At 49.1% G+C, this 16,422-nt stretch carries 12 protein-coding genes; 1 reads left to right on the top strand and 11 read right to left on the bottom strand.

What is annotated here, in order from left to right; all coding sequences use genetic code 11:
• The gene (locus tag HUX74_RS14255) at positions 1 to 1,200 is read right to left on the bottom strand and encodes a pyridoxal phosphate-dependent aminotransferase (RefSeq protein ID WP_117601237.1); all 1,200 of its coding nucleotides are present in this window, start codon (positions 1,198 to 1,200) and stop codon (positions 1 to 3) included.
• Positions 1,201 to 1,461: 261 nt separating this feature from the next.
• On the opposite strand from HUX74_RS14255, the gene HUX74_RS14260 reads away from it, so the two are divergent.
• Complete coding sequence (locus tag HUX74_RS14260) at positions 1,462 to 2,697, top strand: fucose isomerase (RefSeq protein WP_117601238.1); 1,236 nt, start codon at positions 1,462 to 1,464, stop codon at positions 2,695 to 2,697.
• On the opposite strand, the gene HUX74_RS14265 is transcribed toward HUX74_RS14260, so the two are convergent.
• The 10 genes from HUX74_RS14265 to HUX74_RS14310 all read right to left on the bottom strand — a co-directional run bounded on the left by HUX74_RS14265 (position 2,698) and on the right by HUX74_RS14310 (position 16,378).
• Positions 2,698 to 5,301, bottom strand: coding sequence for a PAS domain-containing sensor histidine kinase (locus HUX74_RS14265; protein ID WP_174646907.1), 2,604 nt, complete (start codon positions 5,299 to 5,301; stop codon positions 2,698 to 2,700).
• 94 nt (positions 5,302 to 5,395) lie between these two features.
• Entirely contained in the window at positions 5,396 to 6,643 is a 1,248-nt protein-coding gene (locus HUX74_RS14270; RefSeq protein WP_117601240.1) for an ABC transporter permease, read from the bottom strand.
• Positions 6,644 to 6,682: 39 nt separating this feature from the next.
• Complete coding sequence (locus HUX74_RS14275; protein ID WP_117601241.1) at positions 6,683 to 7,915, bottom strand: ABC transporter permease; 1,233 nt, start codon at positions 7,913 to 7,915, stop codon at positions 6,683 to 6,685.
• 6 nt (positions 7,916 to 7,921) lie between these two features.
• Positions 7,922 to 9,190 carry an ABC transporter permease gene (locus tag HUX74_RS14280; RefSeq protein WP_117601242.1) on the bottom strand — a complete coding sequence of 423 codons (1,269 nt, stop codon included), beginning with the start codon at positions 9,188 to 9,190 and terminating at the stop codon, positions 7,922 to 7,924.
• Between the two features lie 3 nt (positions 9,191 to 9,193).
• Positions 9,194 to 10,474: an ABC transporter permease gene (locus HUX74_RS14285; protein ID WP_119962128.1), complete on the bottom strand. Its 1,281-nt coding sequence runs from the start codon at positions 10,472 to 10,474 to the stop codon at positions 9,194 to 9,196.
• Positions 10,475 to 10,499: 25 nt separating this feature from the next.
• On the bottom strand, positions 10,500 to 11,738 hold the full coding sequence (locus tag HUX74_RS14290; RefSeq protein ID WP_119962129.1) for an ABC transporter permease: 1,239 nt from the start codon (positions 11,736 to 11,738) through the stop codon (positions 10,500 to 10,502).
• Positions 11,739 to 11,771: 33 nt separating this feature from the next.
• Positions 11,772 to 13,067 carry an ABC transporter permease gene (locus tag HUX74_RS14295; RefSeq protein WP_117601245.1) on the bottom strand — a complete coding sequence of 432 codons (1,296 nt, stop codon included), beginning with the start codon at positions 13,065 to 13,067 and terminating at the stop codon, positions 11,772 to 11,774.
• A gap of 1 nt (position 13,068) precedes the next feature.
• Positions 13,069 to 13,683: a GIN domain-containing protein gene (locus HUX74_RS14300; RefSeq protein WP_117601246.1), complete on the bottom strand. Its 615-nt coding sequence runs from the start codon at positions 13,681 to 13,683 to the stop codon at positions 13,069 to 13,071.
• 144 nt (positions 13,684 to 13,827) lie between these two features.
• Positions 13,828 to 15,090 carry an FtsX-like permease family protein gene (locus HUX74_RS14305; RefSeq protein WP_174646908.1) on the bottom strand — a complete coding sequence of 421 codons (1,263 nt, stop codon included), beginning with the start codon at positions 15,088 to 15,090 and terminating at the stop codon, positions 13,828 to 13,830.
• Between the two features lie 13 nt (positions 15,091 to 15,103).
• A complete protein-coding gene (locus tag HUX74_RS14310; RefSeq protein WP_117601248.1) occupies positions 15,104 to 16,378 on the bottom strand; it encodes an ABC transporter permease in 1,275 nt (424 codons plus the stop codon).
• Between the last annotated feature and the right edge of the window lie 44 nt (positions 16,379 to 16,422).

Consider the following 16,422-nt stretch of genomic DNA (forward strand, 5'->3'; position numbering starts at 1 on the left):
TTATTCGGTTCGCCCCGGATAGGCTTCCAATGCTTTTTGCAGGATAAACAAGGCGCGGTTCAAGTCATCTTTCTTCAGTACGTATGCGATACGCACTTCGTTGCGACCAGAACCCGGCGTAGTATAGAAGCCGGACGCAGGCGCCATGAATACCGTCTGTCCCTCGTATTCAAACTCCGACAGGCACCAGGCACAGAACTTGTCCGAATCATCTACCGGCAGCTTTGCCACCGTATAGAACGCTCCCATCGGAATGGGCGAATATACGCCCGGTATGCGGTTCAATCCGTCAATCAGGCATTTACGGCGTTCTACATATTCATCGTATGTGTCGCGCAGATAATCCTCATCGGCATCCAGAGATGCTTCTGCGGCGATCTGGCCAATCAATGGAGGACTGAGACGCGCCTGGCAGAACTTCATGACAGCATCCCGGATTTCCTTGTTCTTCGTTATCAGGGCACCGATGCGGATACCGCACTCCGAATAGCGCTTGGACACGGAATCAATCAGCACCACATTGTTCTCAATGCCTTCCAGATGGCAGGCAGAGATATAGGGAGAACCCGTATAAATAAATTCACGGTACACCTCGTCCGAGAAGAGGAACAAATCGTACTTCTTCACAAGGTCGCGAATCTGGTTCATTTCACGGCGTGTATAGAGGTAACCCGTAGGATTGTTGGGATTGCAAATCAAAATGGCACGCGTGCGCTCGTTAATCAGCTCTTCGAACTTCTCTACCTTGGGCAACGAGAAACCCTCTTCGATGGTCGTGGCAATGGTGCGTATCTTAGCTCCGGCAGAGATGGCAAACGCCATATAATTGGCATAGGCCGGCTCGGGAACAATGATTTCATCACCCGGATTGAGGCAAGCCAGGAAAGAAAACAAGACCGCCTCCGAGCCGCCGGAAGTGATGATGATGTCGTCTGCAGTCAGATTGATATTGTACTTCGCATAGTAACCCACCAACTTCTCGCGGTAACTGCGATACCCCGCACTGGGACTGTATTCCAGAACTTTCCGGTCGATGTTCCGTATCGCTTCAATCGCGACTTCCGGAGTAGGCAGGTCGGGTTGTCCGATGTTCAGGTGGAATACATGTATGCCCCTCTGCTTGGCAGCATCTGCCAAAGGAGCCAGTTTTCTGATAGGAGATGCGGGCATCTCCATTCCGCGAATAGATATTGTTGGCATGAGGTTATTTACTATTTGACAATTTACAATTTACTATTTAATAGACTATTTATAAGTGATATTGCTATCACTTTATCATTAAAGTTGCAAATGTAGCGAATTATTTGAAACCAAAAGGAAGGCAAGACCATAAAAACTTTAAAAAACTTATCTATCGTAAAAACTCTATGATATGTAAACGGAAACTTGTATCTTTGAAAAAGCAAACGAACCAAGCTGGCTCAATTGTAAATAGTAAATAGTCAAATTGTAAATAACACCATGGTCATCAACCTTATAACTTTTGCTTCCATACTGCATAAACAAGCATCAGTCCGTAGCTCCCACGAAGTGATATTGACTGAATTGGAAAAATACTTTACCGTCAACTTCATTGATTACAAAGATATAGACAAGTTATCACCCGATGACTTCAGTATTATATTCATTGCCACCGGAGGTGTGGAACGGCTGGTAATCCAGCATTTCGAATCCCTTCCCCGCCCCGCCATCCTCCTGGCAGACGGCATGCAGAACTCACTGGCCGCCGCTCTCGAAATATCTTCCTGGCTGCGCGGCCGGGGAATGAAAAGCGAGATTCTTCACGGAGAGCTCCCCGAAACCATCAAGCGTATTTTTGTCCTGCACAGCAATTTCATGGCACAACGCAGCCTTTTCGGCATGCGCATCGGCGTAATGGGCACTCCGTCCAGTTGGCTCATTGCCAGCAATGTGGATTATCTGCTTGCCAAACGCCGCTGGGGTATCGAGTACACAGACGTCTCATTGGACCGCATTTATGAATACTACGGACAGATAACGGACGACGAGGTGGGCGAAGCATGCGCCGGACTGGCAGGAAAAGCGCTTGCCTGCCGAGAGGCAAGCCCCGAAGACATGATAAAGGCCATGCGGCTGTATCGAGCCATCAAGAGGATTGTAGAGGAAGAGCGACTGAGCGCCATTACCCTCAGCTGCTTCCGTCTGATAGACCAAACGGGAACCACCGGCTGCCTTGCCCTTGCCTTGCTGAACGACGAAGGAATCATTGCCGGATGTGAAGGCGATTTGCAATCCGTCTTCACCATGCTGGCCGTAAAAGTGCTGACAGGGAAGAACTCTTTCATGGCCAATCCTTCCATGATAAATGCCCGTACCAATGAAATCATATTGGCACATTGTACCATCGGTATCGCACAAACGGAGCAGTTCATCATACGCAACCATTTTGAGACGGAAATCGGCATCGGTATTCAGGGAATCCTGCCGACAGGAGATGTAACCATCGTGAAATGCGGGAACGAAAGTCTGGACGAATATTACCTGAGCACCGGCACGCTTGTTGAGAATACAAACTACATCAATATGTGCCGCACCCAAGTACGGATAAAAATGAACTCCCCTGCCGACTATTTCCTCAAGACACCGCTGGGCAACCACCACATCATGTTACACGGCAATTACGAGGATATATTGGAGGAGTTTCTGCAAGCCAATGCCTGCAAACGGATTGAATGATTATTCGTTCGCATCCGGTATCACCACCTCGAAACGCGTTCCTTTTCCCAACTCTGAGGAGACCGAGATAGAACCATGCAAGCGGTCTACGATGGTCTGGCAAATGCTCAGCCCCAAACCGGCACCCTGCGTAAAGCTGTCTTCTTTGTAGAAGCGTTCGAAGATATGTTTCTGGGCGTCTTCGGAGATACCGCTTCCCGTGTCTTCGACAAAGATGGTGGTATATCCTTCCCGGTTCGTGACGTAGCCGAAGGTGATGCTGCCCGTTACCGTGAATTTCTTGGCATTGTTTATCAGGTTGTTCACGACCTGCTTCAAGCGGACGGAATCGGTGATGACCAATTTGTCTTCCCCTTCCGGAATCTTTATACGTAGCTCTACATCCCGAGGCATACTCAGACGCTGGGATTCATGGACTTCCTGCATGATGAACGCCAGATTGAATGCTCCGAACTTAAAGTCCATCGTGCCCGATTCTATGCGCGAGAGGTCCAGAATATCGTTTATCAACGCCAACAGCAATGTACAGTTGATGTTGATTGTTTCGACGAACTGCTTTACCTCTTCCGGAGAAAAAGCGTCCAAATCCTTCAACAAATCCGAGAAGCCGACAATGGCATTCAAAGGGGTGCGTATCTCATGGCTCATATTGGCAAGAAACGCAGATTTGAGCTTGTCGGCCTGCAAGGCACGGTCACGTGCGGCAATCAAGGCCTCTTCCGTATCCTTGTAACGCTGGATGCTCTGGCATACTCCCAATACCATGTATGGGGTATCAACCGTCAGTCCGTCATAAGCGGTACTGCGGAACTCCCACCATTCATAGCTCCCATCCGCACTCTTCAACCGGAAACTCATCCGTGAATTGATTTCATTGCCCAACAGAATGGCATCAAAATTCCTGCGCGTATGCAGCAAGTCTTCCGGATGTATAAGGGTGTCCATCTCATCACGTGCCAGCAAGTCCGTATCACCGGTATACCCGAAACGGCGCAGCAATCCACCCGGGAAATGGAAACGGTTCATATGCATGTTGTACTGCCACGGATAAATGGAGCTTTCCTCCACCGCCATATTGAAGAAGCGTCTCTGCATCTCTTCTTCGGAGATATTGCGGCATACAATCGCCATTCCCGTCATCTTTTCATTGGCAAAGATAGGTACTACCTCGCCGGAAACGGGGAAATACGTTCCCTGATGGTTTTCCTGCATGAAGGCTTTCTCCGGAATAGAAATAGGTCTCTTTCCGGTACGTACTTTCTTCAACAAGTCCTGCAAGATGTTTTCTCCATTCATGTAAATCCTGAAAATGGAGCCGGCCATCTGCCCTTCATAGAAACGGGACGTATAGGTTTTGGAAGAAAGTCCCAGCATCTGTAACAACGGACGGTTGACAAAATGGATGCGCAGGTCGGTATCATACGTAATCAAGCCGTCGCGAATGGAACAGAAGATATTGTCGAACTCGTCGCGCTGCTCCACCAGGCGGTGCTGTATCAACAAGCGGGTCTGGGCATGTATGCGCTTACGCGACTCCCTGCGGTTGGCACGGAAAAGCCAGGCAACCAGCAGCACCAATGCCCCGACAATCAGCGAATAGAACAGAATGAACCAGACACGGTAACGCTCCATCAACGGTATATTCAAAATGATGCCCTTGCTCTCCGCACGGTTCGTGTCCACACGGAAAAACTGCAACTGTTTGTAATCGAACAGCAACTTGCCCCCAAAGTCCTTTACTCCCAATGAGGCGGGTGACTTGCCCTTCAAAATACTTGCAGCCTGCCGGCCGGCAGCAAAGGCATCCTCTCCGGGAACGGCATCATACACACACAGCACACCGTTCGTCATAGCCAGGTTCTGGCTGGTAAACACGGGAGCCTTCAACTTCAAGGAAAGAAAAGGAATCCATTTGGGAGCTATAACAATATGCTTGTAGGCATTGTAGTCATAGCAAATGGAAGTGATGATAGAGTTCAAGGACTTGGCCTGCACGTTCAGCACTTTCAACTCATGCTCCGGATAGTTGCTTTTTATGCGTTCCCAAGAGTCTTCCACAGCCCTGACCCCTTTAAGGCTCAGGAAACTGCTGTCGGACAGACAAACCAACTCCCTGCGGGAAGGGAACATACGGACAGCCGCATCCAGCAAGACATCGAAATCCGTTTTCGAAACATAGCCAGAGACGTTGGGCATTCTTTCAAAGACCCTCTCATCCGGGTATTTGATGCCCGAAACCACCACCGGTATCTGATAAGGCAGGGAATCACCGCAATGGGTCAATGTGAAGAAAGCCTCATCGCTGGAAGTCACAATCAAGTCCGTTTTCCGTTGCCTGGCACGCTGGCAAATGCGGCGCATGATGAAACATTCGGAAGCGAAAGACCAGTAATCGGCATTCAGATATTCGGTAATGATATTGGCTCTAACTCCCCCCTTTTTCAGTCCGTTCTCCAGATTTTCTGTCAGGAGGCTGTGCCAAGGAGTATTTTTTGTATAAGACTGTATGAAAAGTACATTGTACGTACGTTCCGCAGCCGAAAGTGTTCCCGACATCAACCACAACAAGCCTGCAAGCAATGGAAAGAAAAGGCGTTTCATCATAATATAGATTTTGTATACTCAACGCAAAAACTCTTATTCGTCACGCAAATATACAAGTTATATTGAGAATGAGTACAGATTACTCAAAAAAAACTCATTCATCATGCAATGCTTCGGCAGGCTGCACCTCCATGGCCCGTGAAGCCGGATACCAGATTCCTGCAATCACCATTAGTGCCATCAATACCCAGACAATAGAAACGCATATGACAAATCTCCCCCAAGTGGCATCCGTGGCTTCTGTAAAAGTGACATCTGCCATAACCATGTTAATACATATTATCAAAGCCGGGATAGAAGCAAGCGCCAACAGCAGCAACCCTTCACCCAGCAATTGCCAACGTATCCTTCCACGACTGCTGCCCATGGCCATGCGCAAGGCAATCTCGCTGCGACGATGGCGGGTACGGAACCAGAAAGTTCCCATCAGCCCAATGAATACATTGAAAACGAAGAATATCACAATGAGCCTTGCACTACGGATATATGGGGTGATTCCTTCGGCAGCATCCCGTTCTATCTTCTGGTCCTTATAGCTCTGTATGTCGAAAAGATAGAATGGAGCGACCTGCAGCTGCGACGTCATATCCTGATAGAAACAGGCTGCAAAATTATCCGTATCTGCCTCCGGACGTATCCGTAGGGAGATGAACGGAAGGTACTGGGCCTCATAGAACCAACCAGGGAAAGGAGTCAGAACAAAAGGTCCGTAACGGGCGTAATCATCCGTCTTCTGCAAGGCACAGACTGCAGAGACACGGTAACGGAGACCTCCGCTGTAATAATCCAGGAACTCGCGGCCCACCGCCCCAGTACTTGTCTGAAAAAGGCTGTCTGCCAGATCACAGGTCACCACGGCAGGCAAAGGACTAGCAGTGGAATTCCAGTCTACGACATTCCCCTGCAACAACGGAATGCGCATGACGTCGAAATATTCTGGAGACACATAGCGTACTGTAGTCTCGACAACATGTACGCTGTCCGTCGTATACCCCTGGTAAACACGCCCGCGGGTATAGGTATCGGTACCCAACCACATGGCCGCACTCTCCACAGCAGGATATTGCCTGATACGCCGGAGCACCTCCTCCATCGGTTTGAACCAGAAGGTCTGCAGACTGTCTTCCGACGTGCACGGTACTATCTGTGTGGGGTTGCAGGAAATCCTTATCTTATAGACATGCTCCAAATCATACCCCTTAGGCTGCCGTTCTGCATGGGTAAAGCCATAGAGCACATCCACACAATACCACATCAATGTAAATACAATCAACAGCTCGGCAAACAGCCAGCCATTACTGCGGCGCTGGTTCCATATCTGATGTAAAATAGAATGTATCATACTCGTTACTGTTTTTTTAATTGGGATTCGTTTATCCGTTCATTCTCCACCAAGAACCTCGGCTATGGGACGGCGGGTGGCATGCCAGGCCGGAATAAACACAGAAAGCAGGTTGAACAACAGGCACACCACCAATACAGCCACGAAAACCGTGGGACGGAAGAAAAGCCAGACACTTACATCAAAATTCGTTCCGGGAGCGCCATAGCCAAGCATCCAATCCTTACCCAGCCATAGGAATATGCATGAAAAGAGAAAACCGAGCAATGCGCCGGCAAATGCCAAAGCCAGATTCTCACGGAGCAACTGCACCATTAAAGTAGAACGGCTGGCACCGTATGCTTTCCTTACCGCAAGCTCAGCCATGCGACGGGACATTTGCGAAGATATAAGTCCGCTGACATTGATAGCAGGTACAATCAGTAATATCAGACCCAGAATTATGCAGGTTACGGCAGGGCTCATCGTATCATTACGGAAGAACTGCCGTTCCGTATAAGTGCTGAGATCGGGAAGTTCCAGTTTATACTCAGTCAGTGTCTCGTTGAAGCGGGCAAGCGACTGTTCTATCTGCCGCTTGAGCTCCTCTCTACCGACACCGGGCCTGACAAGGGCCACAGCCTCGAAATCTCCCCGTAGCCCTTCACTGCCCAAATCGGAATTCCGGGTGGAATAAGGCATCCACAACTCTCCATAGGCAAATGTGAACAGAGAGCTCACATCTTTGGTGACCCCCACAATGCGTTTAGGGCGAAAGTTAACAAAATAATTCTTGCCAATGGCTGCTTCGGCAGACCCGAAAGCTTCGCGGGCAAGCTGTTCACCTATAACCACAACATCCCGGCAAGCATCGAACTCTTCGGTACTGAAAAGACGACCTGCCACAAGAGGGATGTCGTAGACACGCCAATAGTTCAAATCCACCTGACGAACCGTGCGGCGCATTCCCCGCGCTGGCGACTCCCCACAGTATCTAAGATAGGTAGGTCCCAGATAGGTGACAAGTTCTGCTCCCGGAAGTTCCTTAAAAATAGCGTTGACAGCCCGATAAGACATACCCGTATTGGAATTGCTGCGGTCGGACTTACGGTAAGAATATCCATAAGAAGAATATACCATACTACTGCGGTGCGACTCGGGAGCCAAGTCAGCCGTCTGGATGTCATACACCATGTAAATGACCATGACAAAGGTGATGCTCACTGCCGTACCGATGACGGAAACAGCACTGAAAAAGGGATTCTGGCGGATAAGAGCTAAAATTTGTTTCATAACTTTCTATTCATCATGTAATGCTTCGGCAGGCTGCACCTTCATGGCACCTCTTGCCGGATACCAAATACCTGCAACAATCATGACAGCCATAAGCGACCAGGTTGCCACAACAGCTGCCAGAAAACGCCCTCCGCCGAAAGGAAGTTTCTCAACATCCACCAACTCCGCCATTCCCACATTGAAGGCAATAATGACGGCAGGAACGGCTGCAAGGGTAAGCAGCAATATACCCTCCGACATCAGACGGAGGAAGACACCTTGACGCGAACTTCCCATAGCCATACGGAGTGCCACTTCACGGCGACGCTGCTGTGTACGGAACCAGAAAGTGCCGATAACGCCCAGAAAAATATTCATCAACAGAAAGCCGAGCACACAAAGCTGGGTTTTGGCTTCATTCATGTCCTCACGTTCGCATATCTCGCGCAAATCCTTGAAAGAAGTTACATCGAGCAGATAGAGATTCCCTACTTGATAGAGGCGGTCAGCATCCTCCATAAGCTTCTCCATAAAGCCGGAATCGGCATCAGGACGGACACGAAGACTGAGAGTGATGTATCGTGGATTTCCATATTCTTTCAGTCTGTCAAGGTTAAGATGCAAAGCTGCATAAGTACCTCCCCACTCTGAAGAAGTATAGAAGTGCGACCAACGTACGGGTGTGCCGACAGCCCCTACGCGGCACCGTTCATCACTACCGAAATTCAACAGTGTAAGTTCACGGTCTTGTAAAGAAGCTGCATTGTTCAGGTGCAATTCAGGATAGGCTGCAAAAAGATTGGAAGAAACGACCATATGGTCATCCCGTATGGCAGCGGCCATGTGGGTCAACATCTCCTCATCCGAGCTACCATAACGGAACACACGGAAAAAATCAGGTTCCACCCAAAGCAGATGAACATTCTCCGATATAGTATCCAGCCCCAAATTGAGACCGTTGCTACCGTCATTATAAGGAAAGCAATTCTGAGAAAGTGCCACAGCTTCCACACCTGGACGATGCCTCAAACGTTCGGCAAGTTCCACAAGATGCCGCATATCATCGTCCTTGGTCAAATCGAAATTATAAGCAGTAGACTTGAGAGTAAGCTTACTGACTGCAATATTATAGCAATGTTCCGTATCAAAACCCATCGGGGCATTGTAAACACGAAGAGTAACCAGTGTCCAGTCCACAATGTACCAAAGCACCACAAAGACCAGCAGCAGTTCCGTAAAAAGGAAAAGGCTGGAACGCCATTCATTCTTAATCTGAACCAATATATTCTTCATATGTCATTCCCCCCTCTGATTGATTGCATCCACTATATTCATCCTCGAAGCCCTCCATGCCGGGATACCGGCTGAAAGCAAATTCATCAGCAAACAGAAACCGAAAGCCGACAGAAAAGCCCATGGAGAAAGTAACATGCCAGGTGTCAGTGAAGTGTCTCCATTTAAATAGGCATTGGCGCTATTGCCAAAGAGGAAGCCGTTCAATAAAAAAGTAGCACCGTAACTCAAAGCCAGCCCCAGCATACCCGCCAACAGAGAGAGCAGCAGGTTTTCGAAAAACACCTGTCTTACCAGTTCACTACCCGTAGCGCCGAAAGCTTTGCGTACCCCGATTTCACTCATACGCTTCCGCATCCGCGAGAGGGTCATGGAAGAAAGGTTGATGGCAGGCACCAGTAGCAAGATGGTGATGACAAGCGCGTAACGCAAAACAATCCCCTTCATATCCGGCAAATGGTCCCATTTACGATACAGATTGGCAAACACCCCATCGGGTTGGTCACGATAAAAGGTTTCCGCTTCGGATAGACCGGCGTTATACGCAAGGCGCAATCTCTCCGCCTCTTCACGAATAGCCGGAAAATCGGCCGACGAATGTGCTAATATCACAGCCTTCATCTGCCCCATCGTATTTTCCCACCAGGCAAAACCGGCAGCATCGGTCGAATTATAAGGTACCCACACTTGCCCGTATGCTGAAGTGGCAAGCATGGAAACATCGGCCACGACACCTGAAACCCGGTAATCCACATGATTCAGTTGCAATGTCTGCCCCGTTGCCTCCGTAGTGCCGAACAACCGACGCGCCACGGTAGCCGAGATAACGGCACAAGGTATTCCGGCATCGCTGTCTGCCTTGCTGAAACCTTTACCACTCAAAAAACGGAAACGGAAGATGTGCCAGAACTGTTCGTCCGTCTGCACCATATCCGCTGTCAGCTTTGCTCCAGCGGGCAACGACACACGCACTTTTTCCGGTAAAGATATAAGCGTGACGGCCTCTGCCGTAGAAAGCTGTTTAAAACATCCCTTACCCGTCTGTACAGACATGTGCCCATATGCCCCATGGTCAGTTCCTTTATACCTTACTGCCATGGTAGAAACATAAAGCGAACGCGAGCGGTTTATCTCCGGCTCACAATCTACCATACGTACTTGCAGGGTGATGACAAGCACCATAATCATGCAAATGGCAAGAGCGGTACCTATCACGGACACCCAAGTGATAATGGGATTCTCCCGCAAATGGTAGAAGGCTTGCTGAAAGTAGAGACGTATCATAAATAATTAAAAATTGAAAATTAAATTATTCGTCGTGCAGAGCTTCGGCGGGCTGTACCTTCATCGCCTTGCGGGCGGGGATGCCGATGCCGATAATAATCATGAGGGCTATCAACACAAAGCTGATCGCGGCACAGAGCAGCAGACGGCCCCACTCCAATGTCGTACCGTTCCTCCAGGAGTTCAATTCCAGATTCGCCAGATTATAGTCGATGAGCAATGCAACAGGAGTGACAATTGCCAACAATAATATCCCTTCACTAAGCAGCCGGCTGAAGATGGCACGGTCTGTCGCTCCATGCGCTTTGTGCAGCGCTATTTCCGAACGGCGTTGCTGCGTACGGAACCAGAATGTTCCGAGCAAGCCGAGGAAGATGTTCAGCAGCAGGAATCCCATACCCATCACATAGTTACGGATATCATTGGTCCATGCCTGCTGGAAGTTGCGGCGGATGTCCTTGAAAGAACGTATCTCCGAAATGAAGATGTTACCTACGCGAAACTGGCTCTCACTGTCTGCCTTCAACCTCTCAATGAAGTCATTGTCCTGCCCTTCACGGACACGGACACAAAGTTCGAGACCGACATAGTAGAAATTCTGCTTCACCATCATGGAATATGAGCTTCGTGCCTGGTCGTAATCGTGATAGCGTACATCTTGCAATGCGGCACCCAGCCGGTAGGTCTTCGTTGTGTCCCCAAAGAGATGGAACCGCTGGCCCACAAAGTCGGTCATCCTACGGTCATACTTACTAAAAAGGTTGTCCGAAGCCATGAAATCCCCGCGTTCCAACATTTCAGCCAATTGTTCGGGTGTCTCGCCACGCGTGCCCCGATAGCGAAATACACGGGGAAAATCCGGTGTCACCAACCTCCGGATAGTCCAACCGGGAGAACGCAACGTATCGTAGCTCACTTCAGCGCTTGAATTGCTTCCATTGTAAGGGTACGAATTCTGTGAAAGGCTCACCGCCTCTATCTCTGGCCGGTGGCGCAGACGCTCCAGCAACTTGGCTATGTCATCGTGGGTCTGCTGAGAGGTATGCCCGGCTATGTAGTCGGGGCTTTTGGGTGTCAGTTCACCCAACTCGATGAGGTAACAATGCTCGATATCAAAGCCTTTCGGCTCCAGGTAGGTAGCGGCGCGAGTATAGAGATAGTCCACCACGTACCACATCACTACGCTCACCACCAGCAGCTCCAGCACCAACCATAGGTTTGAGAGCCATTCATTCTTTATCTGTATAAGAAGTTTCTTAGTCATTTTCTTCAGCGATTAATGTTTAGTGACACGGGATTATTTATGCAAGCGTCCACCCAATGCATTTACAATGCCTACCCTCGATGCACGCCATGCGGGAATACCGGAACTCAATAAGTTCAGCACAAAGCAGAACAGCAGTGCCCAGCCAAAAGTAGAGCCATGCAGCAATATACTTGCATCCACGGCGGGAGGGCTCAGCGTCTGGCTGAATTCCTGGGCAAACAGCAGGGTATTTCCCAAATAAGCAAACACGACGCTCAGTAACAATCCCAGAATCCCTGCCAACAGTGTCACCACCAAATTCTCTGCAATGATTTGCCTCATCAGTTCCAGTCTTGTTGAACCGAATGCCCGGCGTACACCGATCTCAGCCACACGCTGGCGCAAACGGCTCTGTGTCATCGAGCTGAGGTTGATGGCAGGAACAATCAGTAGGATGATGAAGATAATGAGGCGCTGTCTGCGCGCCTGGTCCACGTCCGGTTCGATGTTGGCAGCCATGCCCGCGGCACTCTTCTCCTGGTCGTAGGGACGGTTGCGGTAAATCAACGAATAACCGTTCTCACCGATTATCGTGTTGTACTCCTGACGGCGGCGCTCCGTTTCCTCGCGGATGGCTGGAAAATCTTCGCGGCTTTTTGCCAGGATGGTGACGCTCATCATCCCCATGTGTTCGTCGCTCCAGGTATCCTTCGTTATCTCAGTAGAGGTATAGGGTACCCATACCTGCGCGTAAGCTGTGTTGGCTAAAGTAGAAACATCCTTCACTACGCCGGCCACTGTATAAGGAGCATGGTTCAAGAGGAATTCACGGCCCACGGCCTCCGTTGTCTGGAATAGCCGGCGCGCCACACTTTCCGTAATCACTGCCACGGGCAGTCCGGCGTCGAACGTAGCCCGGTCATAGGCCTTTCCTGCAACAAACGAAAAATCGAATACATGCCAAAAGGTATCATCTGTCTGCAACAAATCGATACCCGTTGCAGGTTGTCCCGGCAGATTCACGGGGGTAGAAACCACCATGCAGGTATAAATCGTTACCGCTTCCGGTGTCTTCAGCGATTTAAAGCACTCGAGCGCCGTCTTTATACCCATCGGTCCGTTGCTGGTTCCATCGCCCCAACTCTTGTTGGTAATGCTCATATAATGGGCGTGCAGAAAGCGGTCACGGTTACTTTCAGGGGCAAACGGGGCCACCTTCACCTGCTGCATCATCACCACCAGCATGATGAGGAAGATGGCAAGTGCCGTACCGGCTATGGTGACGGCACTAATCATCGGTTGCTGCCGCAACTGTGCCCAAGCTTGTGTGAAAAATTGCTTTATCATCTCAACGGCCTATTTTCAAATTATCAGTATTTACCTCGCCTATGCCTCCTTTAGAAATGTCAGCATGCCCGGCAGTTCCACTCAAAGTAATTTCACCGACTCCACCTACTTTGGCAGAGAGATAATCGCAAACTACATGGATGTCGGCACTGCCCACACCACGTAAAGCCACCCTCAGGTCACGGCAAGTCAAATCCTTCACATGTACATCACCCACGCCTTTCACTTCAAACTCCAGCTTATCCAGCTTCAAGGGTTCCTCACAGTTGAATTCACCCACACCGATAAATTCCACCATCTTTAAGTCCGGAGCCGAGAGACGGATGGTAACACCGTCATTTTGGTTGCGCACCTTCTTATCCTTGAAGCCGATGGTGAGATGACCATCCTTCACTGTGCTCTCCGTATTCTTCACGTACTTCTCCCGTCCTTCAATCTGTAGGGAGTAACTGTCGCTCTGTGTGAAATAAACCGTACCCACAGAAGTTATCCTGATGGATGAGAATGCCTCCACCTTACGTACTTCACTCACTTTGTTATCTTGTCCCCATGCACAAATTACGCCTGCAAATGCCAATGCCAATGCGATGATAACACCTATAATATTTGTCTTCATATTCTTGCTTATTTATTACGATGATTACTTACTCAAAAAACAGATAATATATTTAGTACGAACGGATGATATATTTGCCCCAAACAAGTGATGTGTTCGATACAAACAGATGATACGTTCTTTTTTATCGTTGATATTATTTTCTTATTCTTCATGTAACGCCTCTGCCGGCTCTATCTTCATGGCTTGCCGGGCCGGATACCAAATACCCATCATCACCATCAGTGCTATCAACAGCCAAGCACCTAATGAGCCTATCAGGAAACGTATCATGCTCCACTCTACCGGCCAGGTCGCAATCAATGCAGTACGTCCAATGGTGAATTCGCCGACACCTACGTTGTAACATACCAGCATAGCAGGCAAAGTAACCAATGCCAACAGCAGTAACCCCTCCCCCATAAGAAGGGAAAAAACCTGATGCTTGGTACTACCCATCGCCAACCGTAAGGCTATTTCCGAGCGACGACGGCGCGTACGAACCCAGAAAGTGCCTATCAGCCCCAAAAAGACATTACCCAAAAGGAACAATACCACTATTGTCTGACTATTCACTTTGTCCGTATCTCCATACATCACTTCAAACTGTGCCTGCATTTGCGTGTAAGGTTCCGCATCGGCAACAAATATATTGTCCGTATCCAGCCTCGGTGCTATCTCGCGGAGAAATTGTTCCCGATAGTCCGGTCCGTCGGCTGCAGGCTTTACACGGAAAACTATCTGTGCCTGCTGACTGCCGAATTCCTCACGCATAAGTTGCTCGCCCAGGCGCATAAAAATCCAATGAGCGTCATTACCATAGCGGTAATCGCGGAAACTGCCGACAATGCCACCTTGAGTAACAGTATTCGCAGTATCTCCACGCCATTTCATCGGTGTGTTGAGTGAAAATTCCGGTAGCCGTTCCTTGAAGGCATCGGCAATAGCCTGACTCAACATCACATTATTGATGCCGATAGGCAAAGCGGCAAAAGTCCGTCCTTGTTCCTCCTGCATATGGAAAACCCGGGTATATCCACCGGTAGCATAAATCATACGCCCGTTCTGCCCGATGGTATCTTGTACAGCCAGCGAGTTATAACTATTTGCGCCACTCATAGGCAAACTCCAATAACTCAATGAAGCGGCCTCTACAGTCGGTTCTTGTTCCAGCCTTTTCAGGATATTCAGATACTTGTCGGCATCGAGCAATGCAGTATCACGACTCTCGCCTCCCTGAACCGTAGTAAGACGATAAACATGGTCGATATCATATCCCAACGGACGATAGAAAGTATATTTCATACATCCCAGAGAGTCGCAAAGAAACCACATCACGATGAATACCAAAAAAAGTTCGGCCAAGACCCACCCACTATTGCTCAGGCGTGCCCATATCATGCGTAAGTTGTGTAAAATGAATTTCATAATACTTCTTGTTTTATTTATCGTTCAGTGAATCTACAATTGTCCGTCTTGCTGCCATCCATGCAGGCAGTCCGGCACTAAGCGTATTGATGACCACGCAGAAAGCAAAAGCCAGCAGAAATACCCAGGGACTGAACAATGCCTCCATGCTCAAGCTAAAGTCACCGGCTGTACCGACATTCTGGCTATTGGTAAAAAGCCAGGTACGCATTCCCCATACAGCTACGTAGCTGAACAATAATCCTACCACACCACCAAGCAGTGTCAGTACCAGGTTCTCATTCAGAATTTGGCGTATCAGTACACCGCGCGTTCCTCCGAAGGCCTTACGTACCCCAAGCTCCGAGGTACGCTGCTGCATCCGGCTGTTACTCAGCCCGCACAAATTGAGCGACGGCACCAACAGAATGATGAACAATGCAATGGCATATTGCAGGTATAGCATCGTCACATCCGGTCCTACGTTAGCCCATACATGGTTCACATGCGCCACGATGTCATCCGGTTGCTCCATGATGTCTATCTGCATATCTCCCAATCCTGCATTGACAGCCTCTATCCGTTTGGCAATACCTTGACTGATAGCCGGAAAATCGTCGGATGTACGTGCCAGCACAGCAATATGAACACTACCACCATAACTCCATACCGAAGTCACTTCCAACTTATCGGCCGGATACATACTCCATACTTGTGCGTAAGCATCCTTTGCGGTGACAGAAACATCCTTTACCACTCCTATCACACGCGCCGGTTCGCGGTTCAACAATAACTGCTGTCCCACCGCATCTGTCGTACCAAACAGTTTCCGTGCCACAGAAGCACAAACCACAACAGCCTTTGTACCTCCTGCACGATCCTCTTCGCCAAAACCGTGTCCTGCCATGAACTGCAGGCTGAATACCTTCCAAAAGCCCTGATCGGTCTGCATAGCATCCACCTTTACCCGGTTGCTACCATCTGTAAGAGACACCAAAGCGGCACTGGCCGGAACAAAAGCAGTACAAGCTTCCACTTCGGATAACGGCTGTATACATTCTTTCATAAATGCCGGTGAAGGAGTATTATAGTTTTGTACCCCCTCCTCTGTCTTGCTGCTTATATGCATGGCAGAAAAGTAAAGGCACCGGCTACGGTTCACTTCCGGTTCCAAATCGGCATACTTCGTTTGCCAAATAATCACAATAGCCATAATCATGGTAATGGCAAACGCCGTACCCAGTATGGAAATTGTACTCAGCAGCGGATTCTGCTTCAAGATAGTAAAAGCTTGTCTTACGGTTTGCATTTCATTTATTGATAGTTGATAATTAATAGTTGATAGTTTCTAAG

The organism is Bacteroides sp. Marseille-P8574 (assembly GCF_902825465.1).
In the GTDB taxonomy this organism is placed as follows: Bacteria; Bacteroidota; Bacteroidia; order Bacteroidales; family Bacteroidaceae; genus Bacteroides; species Bacteroides uniformis.

Coding starts and splice junctions, on each gene's coding strand:
- HUX74_RS14255 (WP_117601237.1), bottom strand. CDS start 1,200: ATGCCAACAATATCTATTCGCGGAATGGAGATGCCCGCATCTCCTATC.
- HUX74_RS14260 (WP_117601238.1), top strand. CDS start 1,462: ATGGTCATCAACCTTATAACTTTTGCTTCCATACTGCATAAACAAGCA.
- HUX74_RS14265 (WP_174646907.1), bottom strand. CDS start 5,301: ATGATGAAACGCCTTTTCTTTCCATTGCTTGCAGGCTTGTTGTGGTTG.
- HUX74_RS14270 (WP_117601240.1), bottom strand. CDS start 6,643: ATGATACATTCTATTTTACATCAGATATGGAACCAGCGCCGCAGTAAT.
- HUX74_RS14275 (WP_117601241.1), bottom strand. CDS start 7,915: ATGAAACAAATTTTAGCTCTTATCCGCCAGAATCCCTTTTTCAGTGCT.
- HUX74_RS14280 (WP_117601242.1), bottom strand. CDS start 9,190: ATGAAGAATATATTGGTTCAGATTAAGAATGAATGGCGTTCCAGCCTT.
- HUX74_RS14285 (WP_119962128.1), bottom strand. CDS start 10,474: ATGATACGTCTCTACTTTCAGCAAGCCTTCTACCATTTGCGGGAGAAT.
- HUX74_RS14290 (WP_119962129.1), bottom strand. CDS start 11,738: ATGACTAAGAAACTTCTTATACAGATAAAGAATGAATGGCTCTCAAAC.
- HUX74_RS14295 (WP_117601245.1), bottom strand. CDS start 13,067: ATGATAAAGCAATTTTTCACACAAGCTTGGGCACAGTTGCGGCAGCAA.
- HUX74_RS14300 (WP_117601246.1), bottom strand. CDS start 13,683: ATGAAGACAAATATTATAGGTGTTATCATCGCATTGGCATTGGCATTT.
- HUX74_RS14305 (WP_174646908.1), bottom strand. CDS start 15,090: ATGAAATTCATTTTACACAACTTACGCATGATATGGGCACGCCTGAGC.
- HUX74_RS14310 (WP_117601248.1), bottom strand. CDS start 16,378: ATGCAAACCGTAAGACAAGCTTTTACTATCTTGAAGCAGAATCCGCTG.